This window comes from Burkholderia sp. Bp9031 (genome assembly GCF_003857965.1).
Taxonomy (GTDB): domain Bacteria; phylum Pseudomonadota; class Gammaproteobacteria; order Burkholderiales; family Burkholderiaceae; genus Burkholderia; species Burkholderia ambifaria_A.
In genome coordinates, this window is record NZ_QTPW01000028.1 from 83423 (window position 1) to 97817 (window position 14395).

At 65.7% G+C, this 14395-nt stretch carries 17 protein-coding genes and 1 pseudogene; 8 read left to right on the plus strand and 10 right to left on the minus strand.

The annotated features are described in order from the left end of the window. Positions 1-95: 95 nt before the first annotated feature. Both yjgA and mog read left to right on the plus strand, forming a co-directional pair. Entirely contained in the window at positions 96-701 is a 606-nt protein-coding gene (gene yjgA, locus DIE15_RS28440) for a ribosome biogenesis factor YjgA (protein ID WP_311771987.1), read from the plus strand. Beyond that, entirely contained in the window at positions 685-1293 is a 609-nt protein-coding gene (gene mog, locus DIE15_RS28445) for a molybdopterin adenylyltransferase (RefSeq protein ID WP_124834877.1), read from the plus strand. The genes yjgA and mog overlap by 17 nt, the downstream gene beginning before the upstream one ends. 34 nt (positions 1294-1327) lie before the next feature. Here the strand turns inward: mog and orn are convergent, their stop codons facing one another. Beyond that, the gene (orn, locus tag DIE15_RS28450; RefSeq protein ID WP_057928086.1) at positions 1328-1948 is read right to left on the minus strand and encodes an oligoribonuclease; all 621 of its coding nucleotides are present in this window, start codon (positions 1946-1948) and stop codon (positions 1328-1330) included. Between the two features lie 125 nt (positions 1949-2073). Here orn and DIE15_RS28455 point away from each other — a divergent pair, with 125 nt between their 5' ends. From DIE15_RS28455 to DIE15_RS28465, 3 genes are read left to right on the plus strand one after another with little or no spacing between them, the layout of a single operon-like run. After that, the gene (locus DIE15_RS28455; protein WP_057928087.1) at positions 2074-3333 is read left to right on the plus strand and encodes a M48 family metallopeptidase; all 1260 of its coding nucleotides are present in this window, start codon (positions 2074-2076) and stop codon (positions 3331-3333) included. Continuing rightward, positions 3330-4271, plus strand: coding sequence for a ribosome small subunit-dependent GTPase A (gene rsgA, locus DIE15_RS28460; RefSeq protein ID WP_057928088.1), 942 nt, complete (start codon positions 3330-3332; stop codon positions 4269-4271). Before DIE15_RS28455 ends, rsgA begins: the two co-directional genes overlap by 4 nt. 57 nt (positions 4272-4328) lie before the next feature. Then, entirely contained in the window at positions 4329-4646 is a 318-nt protein-coding gene (locus tag DIE15_RS28465) for a putative signal transducing protein (RefSeq protein WP_057928089.1), read from the plus strand. Positions 4647-4723: 77 nt separating this feature from the next. Here DIE15_RS28465 and DIE15_RS28470 read toward each other — a convergent pair whose 3' ends face one another. The 6 genes from DIE15_RS28470 to rpsP all read right to left on the minus strand — a co-directional run bounded on the left by DIE15_RS28470 (position 4724) and on the right by rpsP (position 8851). Further along, positions 4724-5662 carry a CobD/CbiB family protein gene (locus tag DIE15_RS28470; RefSeq protein ID WP_057928090.1) on the minus strand — a complete coding sequence of 313 codons (939 nt, stop codon included), beginning with the start codon at positions 5660-5662 and terminating at the stop codon, positions 4724-4726. A gap of 108 nt (positions 5663-5770) precedes the next feature. Next, complete coding sequence (locus DIE15_RS28475) at positions 5771-6469, minus strand: CoA pyrophosphatase (protein WP_057928091.1); 699 nt, start codon at positions 6467-6469, stop codon at positions 5771-5773. Positions 6470-6555: 86 nt separating this feature from the next. Next, entirely contained in the window at positions 6556-6948 is a 393-nt protein-coding gene (rplS, locus tag DIE15_RS28480; protein WP_006753174.1) for a 50S ribosomal protein L19, read from the minus strand. A 133-nt stretch (positions 6949-7081) separates the two neighbouring features. Further along, positions 7082-7876 (minus strand): tRNA (guanosine(37)-N1)-methyltransferase TrmD, encoded by a 795-nt coding sequence (trmD, locus tag DIE15_RS28485; RefSeq protein WP_057928092.1) that lies wholly within the window; start codon positions 7874-7876, stop codon positions 7082-7084. Then, positions 7876-8553, minus strand: coding sequence for a ribosome maturation factor RimM (gene rimM / locus DIE15_RS28490; protein WP_124834878.1), 678 nt, complete (start codon positions 8551-8553; stop codon positions 7876-7878). Before rimM ends, trmD begins: the two co-directional genes overlap by 1 nt. Before the next feature lie 43 nt (positions 8554-8596). Continuing rightward, a complete protein-coding gene (rpsP, locus tag DIE15_RS28495; RefSeq protein WP_006476550.1) occupies positions 8597-8851 on the minus strand; it encodes a 30S ribosomal protein S16 in 255 nt (84 codons plus the stop codon). A gap of 153 nt (positions 8852-9004) precedes the next feature. Between rpsP and DIE15_RS28500 the strand changes: the two genes are divergently transcribed. Both DIE15_RS28500 and DIE15_RS28505 read left to right on the plus strand, forming a co-directional pair. Then, positions 9005-10144: a sorbosone dehydrogenase family protein gene (locus DIE15_RS28500; RefSeq protein WP_057928094.1), complete on the plus strand. Its 1140-nt coding sequence runs from the start codon at positions 9005-9007 to the stop codon at positions 10142-10144. Positions 10145-10254: 110 nt separating this feature from the next. Continuing rightward, positions 10255-10722: an NINE protein gene (locus tag DIE15_RS28505; RefSeq protein ID WP_057928095.1), complete on the plus strand. Its 468-nt coding sequence runs from the start codon at positions 10255-10257 to the stop codon at positions 10720-10722. 17 nt (positions 10723-10739) lie between these two features. On the opposite strand, the gene DIE15_RS28510 is transcribed toward DIE15_RS28505, so the two are convergent. Together DIE15_RS28510 and DIE15_RS28515 are read right to left on the minus strand one after the other, a co-directional pair. Continuing rightward, positions 10740-11918, minus strand: coding sequence for a PA0069 family radical SAM protein (locus tag DIE15_RS28510; protein ID WP_124834879.1), 1179 nt, complete (start codon positions 11916-11918; stop codon positions 10740-10742). A gap of 104 nt (positions 11919-12022) precedes the next feature. Beyond that, positions 12023-12511 carry an Lrp/AsnC ligand binding domain-containing protein gene (locus DIE15_RS28515; RefSeq protein WP_006762687.1) on the minus strand — a complete coding sequence of 163 codons (489 nt, stop codon included), beginning with the start codon at positions 12509-12511 and terminating at the stop codon, positions 12023-12025. A 145-nt stretch (positions 12512-12656) separates the two neighbouring features. On the opposite strand from DIE15_RS28515, the gene DIE15_RS28520 reads away from it, so the two are divergent. Beyond that, a complete protein-coding gene (locus DIE15_RS28520; RefSeq protein ID WP_124834880.1) occupies positions 12657-13943 on the plus strand; it encodes a D-amino acid dehydrogenase in 1287 nt (428 codons plus the stop codon). Between the two features lie 323 nt (positions 13944-14266). Here the strand turns inward: DIE15_RS28520 and DIE15_RS28525 are convergent. Next, positions 14267-14395: pseudogene (locus DIE15_RS28525) on the minus strand (electron transfer flavoprotein subunit alpha/FixB family protein); the annotation flags it as partial.

Genomic DNA, 14395 nt, shown 5'->3' on the forward strand with positions numbered 1-14395 from the left:
CATGTTCAAAATGTTGCGTATCCCGCGATCATAGCAAGGTCCGGGGCCACATACCGACAAGCTTGGGGTGTCCGCGCCGCGATACAATGCCGCCCATGACACGCAAAACCCGAATCCAGCCGATCGAGCATGCCGACGACGACACCGACAATGGCTACGATCGCCCCAGCAAATCCCAGTTGAAACGCGAGATGCACGCGCTGCAGGAGCTCGGCCAGGCCCTGGTCGACCTGCCGAAGGACGCGCTCAAGCGCATGCCGATGCCCGAGGACCTCGCGGACGCCGTGCGCGAAGCGCGCCGGATCACCGATCACGAAGGCAAGCGCCGCCAGCTCCAGTACGTCGGCCGCGTGATGCGCTCGCTGACCGACGACGAAACGGCCGCGCTGCGCACCGCGCTCGACGCCCAGCGAGGCGTCAACAAGGCCGCGACCGCGCGCCTGCACTGGATCGAGCGCACACGCGAACAGCTGCTCGCGAGCGACGACGCGTTGACCGAATTCCTCCGCCAGCACCCCGAAGCCGACATCCAGGAAGGCCGCACGCTGATCCGCAATGCGCGCAAGGAAGCACAGCAAGGCAAGCCGCCGCGCTATTTCCGCGAGCTGTTCCAGTGGATCAAGACCGCGAGCGGCACGGGCGAGGCGGACGAAGACGACGCATCGGACGACGCCGGAGACGACCATGACGACGAAGCGTAACCACCCGGACGAACTCGTGGTCGGCCTCGTGTCGATCAGCGACCGCGCCAGCACGGGCGTCTACGAGGACAAGGGCATCCCGGCGCTGCAGGAATGGCTCGCCGGCGCGCTGCGCTCGCCGTGGCGCGCCGAAACCCGGCTAATCCAGGACGACGCGCCGACGATCTCCGCCACGCTGGCCGAACTCGTCGACGTCGCCGGCTGCGATCTGGTGCTGACGACCGGCGGCACCGGCCCCGCGCGCCGCGACGTGACGCCGGAAGCCACGCTGGCCGTGGCGACGAAGGAAATGCCGGGATTCGGCGAACAGATGCGGCAGATCAGCCTGAATTTCGTGCCGACCGCGATCCTGTCGCGGCAGGTCGCGGTGATCCGCGAGACGGCCGACCACGCGGCGCTGATCATCAACCTGCCCGGCCAGCCGAAGTCGATCCGGGAAACGCTCGAAGGGCTGCGCGACGCCGACGGCAAATCGACCGTGCCCGGCATCTTCGCGGCGGTGCCCTATTGCATCGACCTGATCGGTGGCCCGTACATCGAGACCGACGCCGCGGTGGTCGCGGCGTTCCGGCCGAAGAGCGCGCGGCGCTGAGCGTGTATCGAACGCCGCGCGCGTGCCGGCCCGCTCAGGCGGCCGGCGCTGACTCCCCTGCCGGCGCCGACGCGGCCGGAATCAGGAAATGCTCGCGGTAGTACTTCAACTCGTCGATCGACTCGTGGATGTCGGCGAGTGCAGTATGCATCGCGCGCTTCTGGAAGCCCTTGTAGATCGCGGGCTGCCAGCGGCGGCACAGCTCCTTGAGCGTGCTGACGTCCAGGTTTCGGTAGTGGAAGAACCGCTCGAATTCCGGCATCCAGCGCGCCATGAAGCGGCGATCCTGGCAGATCGAGTTGCCGCACATCGGCGACTTGCCGGGCGACACGTACTGCGCGAGGAACGCCTGCAGCTGCGCGGCGGCGTCCGCCTCGGTCACGGTCGACGCGCGCACGCGGTCGATCAGCCCCGAACGGCCGTGCGTCGACTTGTTCCAGTCGTCCATCTTGGCGAGCGTTTCGTCGCTCTGGTGGATCGCGAACACGGGGCCTTCCACCGCGATATCGAGGGTGGAATTGGTCACGACGACCGCAATTTCGATGATGCGGTCGTTATCCGGGTCGAGGCCCGTCATCTCCATGTCGAGCCAGACGAGGTTCAACTCGTTGCGCACGAGCGCGGGCTGGCTGGCGGAAGCGGCGGTATCGGTCATGAGTCATCCTGGAAAATGGCGGACCGGGCTCGCCGATGCGGCGCCGCCCGGGCGGCCGGCATCGCGTGAGCGGGCCCGGTCCGCAAGAACATATAATTCTCGCATAGAACCCTTTGGCGCCTTCGATGTCACCCTTTTCGTTCACCCTGCTGTTCGCGATCGCCGTGCTCGCGATGGTCGTCACCAAGCTGTGGCTCGCGTCGCGGCAGATCCGCTTCGTCGCCGCACACCGCAACGGCGTGCCCGCGCAGTTCAGCGCCACCATTCCGCTGACCGCCCACCAGCGCGCGGCCGACTACACCGTCGAGCGCACGCGGCTCGCGATGTTCGAGATCGTCGTCAGCGCGGCCGTGCTGGTCGGCCTCACGCTGCTCGGCGGCGTCGGCGCGCTCGATACGCTGCTGACGGGCTGGTTCGGCCGCGGCTACGGGCAGCAGGTCGCGCTCGTCGCCGCCGTGCTGGTGATCACGGGCGTGATCGACGTGCCGTTCGAGTATTACCGTCAGTTCGGGATCGAACAACGCTTCGGCTTCAACCGGATGACCAAGCGCCTGTTCTTCACCGACTTGCTGAAGAACACGCTGCTCGGCGCCGTGCTCGGCCTGCCGCTGCTGTTCGTTGTGCTGTGGCTGATGAATCAGGCCGGCAGCCTGTGGTGGCTGTGGACCTGGATCGTCTGGGTCGCGTTCCAGATGCTCGTGCTGCTGATCTACCCGACCTTCATCGCGCCGATCTTCAACAAGTTCGAACCGCTGAAGGACGAAGCGCTGCGCACGCGCATCGAGTCGCTGATGAAACGGTGCGGCTTCGCGGCGAAAGGCCTGTTCGTGATGGACGGCAGCCGCCGCTCCGCGCACGGCAACGCATACTTCACCGGCTTCGGCGCATCGAAGCGGATCGTGTTCTTCGACACCCTGCTCGCGCGACTGACGGGCCAGGAAATCGAGGCCGTGCTCGCGCACGAACTCGGCCACTTCAAGCGCCGCCACGTGATGAAGCGGATGCTCGTGTCGTTCGTGCTGAGTCTCGTGCTGCTCGCGCTGCTAGGCTGGCTCGCGCAGCGCACCTGGTTCTACACGGGGCTCGGCGTCACGCCGTCGCTCGACACGAGCAACGCGGGCGCCGCGCTCGTGCTGTTCTTCCTCGCGATTCCCGTGTTCCTGTTCTTTGCGACGCCGTTCAGCAGCCTCACGTCGCGCAAGCATGAATTCGAGGCCGACGCGTTCGCGGCCAGCCAGACCGACGCGCAGGATCTCGTCAGCGCGCTCGTGAAGCTCTACGAGGACAACGCGTCGACACTCACGCCCGACCCCGTCTACACGGCCTTCTACTACTCGCATCCGCCTGCGTCGCAGCGGATCGACCGCCTGATGCAGCACGCATGAGCCGGCCGACCTCCCGCAAGCCGGCCCCGCGCGCATCGGGCGCGCCGCGTGTCGAAGGCCGCGTGATCGCGGCACACGGCCGCCACTACATCGTCGCGCCCGACGACGGCGGCCCGATGCTGCAGTGCTTTCCGCGCGGCAAGAAAAGCGAGATCGCAGTGGGCGACCGTGTCGTGTACGAGCAGGCGTCGGCCGACCAGGGTGTGATCGTCGAGATCGGCGAGCGGCGCAACCTGCTGTACCGCTCCGACCAGTTCAAGTCGAAGCTGTTCGCGGCCAATCTCGACCAGTTGCTGATCGTGCTCGCGACCGAGCCCTATTTCAGCGAGGACCTGCTCGGTCGCGCGCTGATCGCGGCCGAAGCGAACGAACTGAAGCCGCTCGTCGTGCTGAACAAGATCGACGTCGAAGCCGCGCTGCCGGTCGCCCGCGAGCGCCTCGCGCCCTATCGCGCGCTTGGCTACGACGTGCTCGAGCTGTCGGTGAAGGGCTCGCCCGACGATGCACGCGCGCAGCTAATGCCGCATCTGGCCGGGCATTCGACGATCCTGCTCGGCCAGTCCGGGATGGGCAAGTCGACGCTCGTGAACCTGCTCGTGCCCGATGCCGAAGCCGCGACCCGCGAAATCTCGGCCGCACTCAACAGCGGCCGCCACACGACGACGTTCACGCGCCTCTACCCGCTCGAAGGTGGCGGCGCGCTGATCGATTCGCCGGGTTTCCAGGAGTTCGGCCTCTATCACCTGACGGAAGGCCGCCTCGAGCGCGCGTTCCCGGAATTCCGCCCGCTGCTCGCGGACTGCCGTTTCTATAATTGCCATCATCTGCACGAGCCCGGCTGCGCGATTCTCGAAGCCGTGGCCGACGGCCGCATTGCGCCGTCGCGCCATGCGCTTTACGCCCAGCTCGTGCACGAGGCGAGCCAGATCGTCCGCTGACCGCGCGGCGGGCAGAACGCTGCCGGGCCGGCCCGGCCTTCACCGACAGGAGCCGCGATGCGTTTCAAGGCCCCCGATCTTGCCACCGCGCAGCATTGGGCGAACGTGCTGCAGGCGGCCGGCATCGGTTGCGAGTTGCACAACTGCTACGCGACCGGTGCGCTCGGTGGCCTGCCCGCCGACGCGTGCGCGCCCGAGCTGTGGCTCGACGACGAGCGCGACGATGCGCTCGCGCGGCGGCTCCTCGATGCGGCGTCACACGGCCCTGCGGCCGGCGCCGTGCCGTGGCGCTGCCACCGGTGCGGCGAGATGCTCGAAGCCCAGTTCACTGCCTGCTGGCAATGCGGCGCCGTGCGCGATCCGCGCGACGACTGAATGGACCGCCCCGACGCACAGCAAGAAGGCCGGCATCGAGCCGGCCTTTTCATTTCATCGGATGCCGCACTATCGCGTCACGATACCCAGACCGCCAGCGTCAGCATCAACAGCAAGATCATCCACAGGATCACGGCGCGCCACACCAGGCCAACCGCCGACTGCAGCGTGCGCGGCGTGCAATCGTCACCGACCGTCAACGGACCGCTGTCGCCGACCGCGAGCGCGTCGAGGCTCGACGGTTCCGCAAGCGGCCCCGCGAGGCGTGCACCGAGCGCGCCACTGCCAGCCGCGAGCAGCACGCCGTCGTTCGGGTCGGGCCACTGGCGCGTGTGATTGCGCCACGCGTAGATCGCATCCTCGAAGTTGCCGACGATCGCGAAGCCGAGCGCGGTCAGCCGCGACGGAATCCAGTCGATCACGAAGAACGCGCGCTGCGCGAAGGTCGAGAACGCAGCCGTGCGATCGTCGCCCGGCGTCGACCAGCTGCGCGCGAGATATTCGGAGATGCGGTACAGCACGGCGCCGGCCGGACCGATCGGCAGCACGTACCAGAAGAACACGCCGAACACGTGGCGATGCGACGCGACGACCGCATGAATCAGCGTATGGCGGACGATTTCGCCGACCGGCATATCGACCGTGTCGATGCCCGTCCACTCGTGCAGGATTTCGCGCGCGCGCGGCACGTCGTCGTTGTTGAGCGCGAGATGGATATCGGTGAAATAGTGGCTGAACTGGCGGAAGCCGAGCGTGAAATACACGACCACGACGTTCCAGATGAACGCGAGCACGAAGCTCACCTTGTACAGCAGGAAGTAGATCAGCGCGACGACCAGCACCCACGGCAGCACGACTGCGAGCCATGCGAGCACGCCATGCTTTTGCTTGCCGGCGTCGAGGCCATGTGCGACGGTTTCCGCATGAAACTGGAACAGCGCGAACACCGGATTGCTCGGCGACAACGCGCGGACCTGTTCGATGATGAGAGCGAGGAGAACCGAAAAGAAAGTCATGCGTGGCGCCGTCTTCGGAGTTATGTCATTTTTTGCATAACGATAGCACAGCGTAAGGGCCGCATGGCTGCTGGCGCGACAGGCCCGGTGCCGGCCGCATGAGCCAGATCAGACGGGAGGCTCTCCGGCTGCCAAGAAGCGGTACAGATTGCGCAACATGCCTGCAGTTGCGCCCCAGATGAAGTAACGCCCGGCCGATTCGCCATTCGGATAGGGCATCGCAAAAAAACGACGCTCGCCGCCTTCCCAGCGGAACACGCGCACCTGGTGGTTCGCGGGACTCATCAGGAACGCGAGCGGCACTTCGAAAATCTCGGCGACTTCGAACGTGTCGGCCTGCACGGTGAACGGCGGATGCACGAGCCCCACGACGGGCGCCACGCAGAAGCCGGTACCCGTCAGGTAGTCGGGCAGCGCGCCGAGAATCTCCACCCGTTCGGCGGCCAGCCCGATTTCTTCCTTCGCCTCGCGCAGCGCGGTTGCGGTCGTATCGCGATCGAACGGCTCGCGGCGGCCGCCGGGGAAGCTGATCTGCCCGGCGTGGTCGTTCAGGTGATCGGCGCGCTGGGTCAGCAGCACGGTGAGGCCGCTCTCGCGCACGACGAGCGGCACGAGGACAGCGGCGCTGCGCGGATCGACGCCCTCCTGCAGCCTCGCCTCGCCGGGCTCGACGCTCCAGTCGAGCGTGCGCGCGAAACGCTCGCGCAGCCCGGGCGGCGTCATCAGGCGGGCATCGATGGACGGCAGGCCGGCGCCAGTGCCTTCGACGGGCAGCACTTCGGGATCAATGATGGGGCGGCGATTCAAGGGGCTCTCGGGTTCGTGACGTATCGAGCATATTGTCGCGCCAGAATGAAAAAAGCACCCGGGAGGGTGCTTTTTCCTTACAGCTCTTACTCTTGGGAAGCTGCTGCGGCGCGATCCTTCGACACCAGCTTTTCCTTGATTCGAGCCGACTTGCCCGAACGCTCGCGCAGGTAGTACAGCTTCGCGCGACGCACATCACCGCGACGCTTCACGACGATGCTCGCCAGCAGCGGCGAGTAGGTCTGGAACGTACGCTCGACGCCTTCGCCCGACGAGATCTTGCGGACGATGAAGTTCGAGTTCAGGCCACGGTTGCGAATCGCGATCACGACGCCTTCGTACGCCTGAACGCGCTTGCGGTTACCTTCAACCACGTTCACGTTCACGATCACCGTGTCGCCCGGGGCGAATTCGGGGATCGTCTTGCCGGCGAGCGCGCGCTCGATCTCTTCCTGCTCAAGTTTTGCAATCAGATTCATCACTGACTCCTAAAGCCATCTTGTCGGCGTTTGCACCCGCCTGCTTCCAGGCCTGGCCCCGATAGAGGATGGATTTACATCAGGCACCGCGCACGCATGCACGGCACCGCCATTTCCCGCCCGCGACGCCGCCTCAGGAGGCGCTCTTCGCTTCGCGTGCGAGGTTCGCAAGCCACGCCTCGTCGGCCCGGCTCAACAACTTCTCGCGGCGCGCCCGGACGATCAGGTCCGGCCGCTTCCGCAACGTATTCTTCAATGCTTCCTGGCGTCGCCACCGTTCGATCTCGGCATGATGCCCGCCGAGCAGCACGTCCGGTACGCGCATCCCCTCGTATTCCTCGGGGCGCGTGTAATGCGGACAATCGAGCAGCCCGTCGGCGAAGCTGTCCTGCACCGCCGACTGCGCATCGTTCAACACACCGGGCAGCAGGCGCACGACGGCATCCATCATCGCCATCGCCGGCAGTTCACCACCGGACAGAACGAAATCGCCGAGGCTGATTTCCTCGTCGACGCAACGATCGAGCAAACGCTGATCGATCGCTTCGTAGCGGCCGCACAGCACGATGAAACCGGGTTCCTGCGCCATCCGCACCGCACGTTCGTGCGTGAACGGCGCACCCTGCGGCGACATCATCACCACACGCGTGCTCGCGATGCCCTGCTCCGCCTGCGCTGCTTTCGCAGCGCCGATCGCGGCCTCGAGCGGCTTGGCCAGCATCACCATGCCCGGACCACCACCATACGGACGATCGTCGACCGTGCGGTAATTGTCCGTCGTGAAATCACGCGGGTTCCAGGTGCGCAACCCAAAGCGCTCCTGCTTCACAGCCCGACTGGTAATTCCCCAGTCGGTCAGCGCACGGAACATTTCGGGAAAGAGCGTGACGACGTCGAACTGCACCGCGCTCTCCGTAACCTGGTTCATTAGTAATCGGCTTCCCAGTCGACGACGATGCGACGTGCCGCCTGATCCACCGTTTTGACGTAGACGCCGACGAACGGAATCAGCCGTTCGTCGGTGGCCGGCCGACCATCCTTGCCGACTACCGGATACTCGACGCGCATGATCGAATGCACGCCGTTGTCGATCATCCCGCTCACCGTCCCGAGCACCACCGATTGCTCGTTGACGACCTCGAGGCCGATCAGGTCGACCCAATAGAATTCGTCCGCGTCCAATGCCGGGAAATCCTCCCGGCGCACGAACACGCGAAAGCCGCGCAAAGCGAGTGCGGCATCGCGGTCGCTGACACCTGCGGCATGCGCGACGACAGTGTCACTGTGCGTCTTCGACTGCAGGATGCGGGCGGATAACCGCTCCCCACCCCGTTCCAGCCACCAGCGGCGCGCCTTGAGCAGCGCGTCGCCGCCGCGACCGGCGTCGGCATGCGTCGCCACCTTGATCCAGCCCTTCAGGCCGTAGGCGTCGACCACCGCCCCGACCTCGACAGCATCGTCAGGCCAGGCTTGCACCGCTTCGAGACTGCCCTGCTCGGCAGCCGCACCGGCGCTCGCGACAACGTCGCGCTCGACCGGCTTGCGGACGAATGCGCCAAACGACGCTCGCCCGCGCTTTGCGTTACCGGAATCGTGACCGGACATCAATGCTCCTTGCAGCCGGCACGACCGGCACACCGCGCCATTGTTAGGCAGCCGGCTGCGCCTTTTGCGCTTCTTTCACGAGACGCTGGACGGTCGGCGACAGTTGTGCGCCAACACCTTGCCAATACGTCAGGCGATCTTGAGCGATACGCAGCGATTCGCCCTTCGTAGCAACCGGGTTGTAGAAGCCGACGCGCTCGATGAAGCGGCCGTCACGACGGTTGCGCGAATCGGTAGCGACGATGTTGTAGAACGGGCGCTTCTTCGAGCCGCCGCGAGCCAGACGGATGATAACCATATGAAATCCTTCGGGAAAACCGGGTTCGAAACTACTGAAACGTGCGATTATAGCCGGAAACCAAAGCCACAACAAACACTTACGCGCAAAAATTCCGCAGGCGCCCTGTCCGCCGGGCATACAATCGTCGTGTCCACGACGCTCCCCGCCGCCATGCCGCTATTTCGCGTGACCCCGGCGCGCCGCGCGCAGCACCGCCTCGCGGGCTTGCTGGCCGGCCTCGTCACCTGCCTCGCAGCCACCGCGGCTTGCGCCGCACCGCCGGTGGGCGAACTCGTCGTGCCGCCCGGCTTCCGCGTCGACGTGCTGACCGACGCCGTGCCGACCGCCCGCGAAATGGCGTGGTCGCCGCGCGGCATTCTATATGTCGGCTCGCGGGAAGGCCGCGTGCATGCATTCGTGATGCAGGAGGGCCGGATCACGGCCCGGTACGTGATCGCATCGGGGCTCGACATGCCCGTCGGTGTCGCGTATCGCGACGGCGCGCTCTATATCTCAGCCGTGTCGCGCATCCTGCGCCTCGACCACATCGACGACCGGCTCGCCAGGCCGCCCACCCCGGCAGTCGTGACGGACGCACTGCCGGCCGAACATCATCACGGGTGGAAATTCATTGCGTTCGGCCCCGACGGCAAACTCTACGTTCCAACCGGCGCGCCGTGCAACGTGTGCCTCGCCGATCGTAGCCGCTACGCGATCATCGCACGCATGAACGCCGACGGCAGCGGTCGCGAAGTATTTGCCCGCGGCGTGCGCAATACCGTCGGCTTCGCATGGCACCCCGATTCGGGTGAATTGTGGTTCACCGACAACGGGCGCGATCTGATGGGCGACGACGTGCCCGACGACAAGCTCAACCGCGCGCCACGCGCGGGGCTCGACTTCGGCTTTCCCTACTGTCATGGCGGCGACACGCCCGACCCCGAATTCGGGAGCGCCAACGTGTGCCGCCGCTATGTGCCGCCCGTGCTGAAGCTCGGTGCGCACGTCGCGGCACTCGGCATGCGCTTCTATACGGGACCGATGTTTCCTGCGTCGTTTCGCAACAACATCTTCATTGCCGAACACGGCTCGTGGAATCGCAGCTCGAAGGTCGGTTACCGCGTGATGCGCGCGGTCGTGTCAGCCGACGGCAGCCACTCACGCCAGACACCATTCATCACGGGCTGGCTGCGCGCGGACGGCACCGTGTGGGGACGCCCGGCCGACGTGCTGCCGCTGCCGGACGGCTCGCTGCTCGTCAGCGACGACCATGCAGGCGCCATCTACCGCGTCACCTATGCGGCACCTTGACGCAGGCGAGGGGTGACCAGGCCCGACCGGGCATCGTAGAATGCGTGCCGGGCCGAGCGCCCCGCGCCGGCCTGCCGGCCGCCCATGCCAACGATAACCCGCCGCCACCCATGTCCAGCAGCACCGCACCGTTCCGCCGCTTCCGCTCCAAGACGCTCACCGCCGCCCTCGCGCTCCTGTTCGGTTCGCTCGGCGCGCACCGCTTCTACCTGTACGGCTTTCGCGACGTGTACGGCTGGGCGCACTTGCTCGCGACGATCGTCGGGATTCCGGGTTTCATGCTGCTCGCCGCGACCCAGCGCAGCGCCGGCCTCGGATGGTGGCTCGCCGTGCCGGGCGCGATCTCGCTGCTGGCTGCGTTCCTCGCCGCGCTCGTCTACGGCCTGCGCCCCGACGAGAAATGGGACGCTCAATTCAATGCCGATACGGGCAAGCACAGCCGGTCGGGCTGGACAGTGATCTTCATCGTGATCTTCTCGCTGCTGATTGGTGCATTCCTGCTGATGACCGCGCTCGCGCTGTCGTTCCAGACGTATTTCGAATCGCAAGTCGAAGCGGCGAAGCAGATTTCGCAGTAAGCGCCGACGCGCCCCGATCAGAACAGGCTCAACTGCATGTCGTCACGCGGTTTCACGCCGGTTGCGCCCCCTACCATGCGCCGAGTGGCCGCCCCGGCCGCCGGCGCGCCGCGAAACTGCGACAGATCCAGAATGCCGTTCGCACGCTCGTTCAACCCGAGGCGCTTCACGGCCTGCCGGAAACGCTGCCGCAACAGGTCGGCCCAGATACCCTCGCCCTTCATCCGTTTCGAGAAATCCGAGTCGTAATCCTTTCCGCCGCGCATGTCGCGCACGCGATTCATCACGCGCTCCGCGCGATCGGGAAAATGCGCGGAGAGCCAGTTCTTGAACAGTGGCGCGACTTCCCAAGGCAGCCGCAGGATGATGTAGCTCGCATGCGTCGCACCGGCTTCCGCGCAGGCCTCCAGCACGCGTTCCATATCCGGCTCGGTGACGAACGGGATCATCGGTGCGATGCTGACACCCACCGGCACGCCCGCGTCGCGCAGCGCGCGGATCGTACGCAGCCGGCGCGCCGGCGTCGCCGCACGCGGCTCGAGCGTGCGCGCGAGATCGGCGTCGAGCGTCGTGATCGTGACCGCGGCCATCACCTGCCCCCGCTCCGCCATCGGGGCAAGCAGGTCGAGATCGCGCTCGATCAGCGACGATTTCGTGATCGCGGCGAACGGCAGCCCGTGATCGTGCATCACCTGGATCACGCTGCGCGTGATGCGCAAGTCGCGCTCGACCGGCTGGTATGCGTCGGTGTTGACGCCAAGCGCGATCGGTTCCGGCACGTAACGCTTGCGCGAAATCTCGCGCTCGAGCAGTTCGGCCGCGTTGACCTTCGCATAAATGCGGCTCTCGAAATCGAGCCCCGGCGACAGGCCGAGATAGCTGTGGGTCGGCCGTGCAAAGCAGTAGATGCAGCCGTGCTCGCAACCACGATACGGATTGAGCGACACGCTGAACGGAATGTCCGGTGACCGGTTGTGCGTCAGGATGCTCTTTGCGCGCTCCTCAAACACCTGCGTGCGCAGCGGAGCGGGCAAATCCGCGTCGTCCGATTCGTGCGTCCAGCCGTCGTCGACCGCTTCGCGCAGCGCCGTTTCGTACCGCCCCTGGAGGTTGTCGACCGCACCGCGCCCCTTGCGGGGCGCTGGCGGCGCTATCGGAAATTCGTTGTCGGACCGACCGTCCATGCGCTCACCCATTCACCTGCACCTAATACTGTATATTTATACAGTATTAGGTGCAGCATGCCAAGGGCGAGATAAGGGGTCCGACAGCAGGCCCGGCAACGGCCCTGCCGCAGCGGTCATTCGCCGACCGAGATCGTCAGCGTCTCCTTGATTTCCTCCATCACGACATAGCTCTTCGACTGCACCGCGCCGGGCAGTTGCAGCAGGATGTCACCGAGCAGCTTGCGATAGTCGGCCATCTCACCGATCCGCGCCTTGATCAGATAGTCGAAGTCGCCGGACACGAGATGGCATTCGAGCACCTCGTCGATCTTCATCACTTCGCGACGGAACTGCTCGAACATGTTGCCGCCCTTGTGGCCGAGCGTGATTTCGACGAACACCAGCAGCGCCGCGCCGAGCTGGCCCGGATCGACGCGAGCGTGATAGCCGGTAATGACGCCGTCGCGCTCCATGCGCCGCACGCGTTCGATGCACGGCGTCACGGTCAGTCCAACCTGTTCCGCGAGGTCCTTCATCGCCATCCGGCCGTCGTCCTGAAGCAGTTTGAGGATGCGCCGGTCGAGCTTGTCGAGCGAGCGTACTGGCTGGCGTTGCGTTCTCATTGGTTTATGCTGAAAACCTGAAAAATACGATAACAAAACCTACACATTCGACAATACCATAGCTCAAAAAACTAGATCAGCTAGAGGTTACACGGAGACGCACGTGCGCCCGGCCTCGACCTGATTCCTTCCATCTGGAGCAGCTATGCGAGTCGTCATTCTGGGCAGCGGTGTGGTGGGCGTGGCAAGCGCGTATTACCTCGCGCGCGCCGGTCATGAAGTCACGGTGATCGACCGGGAAGCCGGTCCGGCGCTCGAGACGAGCTTCGCGAACGCGGGCCAGATCTCGCCCGGCTATGCCGCGCCGTGGGCCGCGCCCGGCGTGCCGCTGAAGGCCGTCAAGTGGATGTTCGAAAAGCACGCGCCGCTCGCGATCCGCCTCGACGGCACGCGCTTCCAGCTCCAGTGGATGTGGCAGATGCTGCGCAACTGCACGGCCGAGCGTTATGCAGTCAACAAGGGCCGCATGGTCCGCCTCGCCGAATACAGCCGCGATTGCCTGCAGGCGCTACGCGCCGATACCGGCATCCAGTACGAAGGACGCACGGGCGGCACGCTGCAGCTGTTCCGCACGCAACAGCAACTCGATGGCGCGGCCAAGGACATCGCGGTGCTGCAGGAAGCAAACGTGCCGTTCGAACTGCTGTCGCCGGCCGAGCTGAAGAATGCCGAACCCGCACTCGCGGCCGTGTCGCACAAGCTGACGGGCGGCTTGCGCCTGCCGGGCGACGAAACGGGCGACTGCCAGCTGTTCACGACGCGCCTCGCGGCGCTCGCGGAATCGCTCGGCGTGAAGTTCCGCTACAACACGCCGATCGACGCGCTCGCGATCGCCGGCGGCAAGATCGCCGGCGTGCAGTGCGGCAGCGAGACGGTGCGCGCGGATGCGTATGTCGTCGCGCTCGGCTCGTACTCGACCAGCTTCATCTCGAACCTGATGAAGATTCCGGTCTATCCGCTCAAGGGCTATTCGATCACCGCGCCGATCGTCAACGAGACGGCTGCCCCCGTATCGACGGTGCTCGACGAAACCTACAAGATCGCGATCACACGTTTCGACCAGCGCATCCGCGTCGGCGGTATGGCCGAGATCGTCGGCTTCGACAAAAACCTGCGCGCCGCGCGCCGCGAAACGCTCGAAATGTGCGTGAACGACCTGTTCCCCGGCGGCGGCGACACGTCGAAAGCGACTTTCTGGACGGGCCTGCGCCCCATGACGCCGGACGGCACGCCGATCGTCGGCCGCACGCCGGTCTCGAACCTGTTCCTGAACACCGGCCACGGCACGCTCGGCTGGACGATGTCGTGCGGGTCGGGCCAGCTACTCGCCGACCTGATCTCGGGCAAGAAGCCGGCGATTCAGGCCGATGACCTGTCGGTGCATCGCTACCTGAAGGATGTAGCCGGCCAGACACGCCCGGCATACGCATAAGTCGCAACGGCCTGCGGCGACGCAGGCCTGTCGGCATCCACGAAGAAGGCGCTCCTTGTGGGGCGCCTTCTTCGTTGCAGCAAACACGTTGGCGGCTCGGAACGGGGCTTGCGTCGACACGTACACGCTCGCTGTTGCCCTTCACGCCAACGATCGACGCTGCGAGCCCATCTGCTTGCACGAGTGCATGCTTCGTGCAGCATTGCATGATCGTGGCTCGGCGCATCGAAAAACGCCCCGCCCTCATCCGCATGCCGCAAAAAAGGGGCGCTCATCGCGCCCCTTGTCTTCTTGCATGCTTACCGCCGAAGCGGCATGCCGCGTCAGCCGAGCTCGTTCACGAGCTCCGGCACGAGCGCGAACAGATCGCCGACGAGGCCGTAATCGGCCACGCTGAAGATCGGCGCTTCCGGATCCTTGTTGATCGCGACGATCACCTTCGAATCCTTCAT

Coding starts and splice junctions, on each gene's coding strand:
- yjgA (WP_311771987.1), top strand. CDS start 96: ATGACACGCAAAACCCGAATCCAGCCGATCGAGCATGCCGACGACGAC.
- mog (WP_124834877.1), top strand. CDS start 685: ATGACGACGAAGCGTAACCACCCGGACGAACTCGTGGTCGGCCTCGTG.
- orn (WP_057928086.1), bottom strand. CDS start 1,948: ATGACCGATACCGCCGCTTCCGCCAGCCAGCCCGCGCTCGTGCGCAAC.
- DIE15_RS28455 (WP_057928087.1), top strand. CDS start 2,074: ATGTCACCCTTTTCGTTCACCCTGCTGTTCGCGATCGCCGTGCTCGCG.
- rsgA (WP_057928088.1), top strand. CDS start 3,330: ATGAGCCGGCCGACCTCCCGCAAGCCGGCCCCGCGCGCATCGGGCGCG.
- DIE15_RS28465 (WP_057928089.1), top strand. CDS start 4,329: ATGCGTTTCAAGGCCCCCGATCTTGCCACCGCGCAGCATTGGGCGAAC.
- DIE15_RS28470 (WP_057928090.1), bottom strand. CDS start 5,662: ATGACTTTCTTTTCGGTTCTCCTCGCTCTCATCATCGAACAGGTCCGC.
- rplS (WP_006753174.1), bottom strand. CDS start 6,948: ATGAATCTGATTGCAAAACTTGAGCAGGAAGAGATCGAGCGCGCGCTC.
- trmD (WP_057928092.1), bottom strand. CDS start 7,876: ATGAACCAGGTTACGGAGAGCGCGGTGCAGTTCGACGTCGTCACGCTC.
- rimM (WP_124834878.1), bottom strand. CDS start 8,553: ATGTCCGGTCACGATTCCGGTAACGCAAAGCGCGGGCGAGCGTCGTTT.
- rpsP (WP_006476550.1), bottom strand. CDS start 8,851: ATGGTTATCATCCGTCTGGCTCGCGGCGGCTCGAAGAAGCGCCCGTTC.
- DIE15_RS28500 (WP_057928094.1), top strand. CDS start 9,005: ATGCCGCTATTTCGCGTGACCCCGGCGCGCCGCGCGCAGCACCGCCTC.
- DIE15_RS28505 (WP_057928095.1), top strand. CDS start 10,255: ATGTCCAGCAGCACCGCACCGTTCCGCCGCTTCCGCTCCAAGACGCTC.
- DIE15_RS28510 (WP_124834879.1), bottom strand. CDS start 11,918: ATGGGTGAGCGCATGGACGGTCGGTCCGACAACGAATTTCCGATAGCG.
- DIE15_RS28515 (WP_006762687.1), bottom strand. CDS start 12,511: ATGAGAACGCAACGCCAGCCAGTACGCTCGCTCGACAAGCTCGACCGG.
- DIE15_RS28520 (WP_124834880.1), top strand. CDS start 12,657: ATGCGAGTCGTCATTCTGGGCAGCGGTGTGGTGGGCGTGGCAAGCGCG.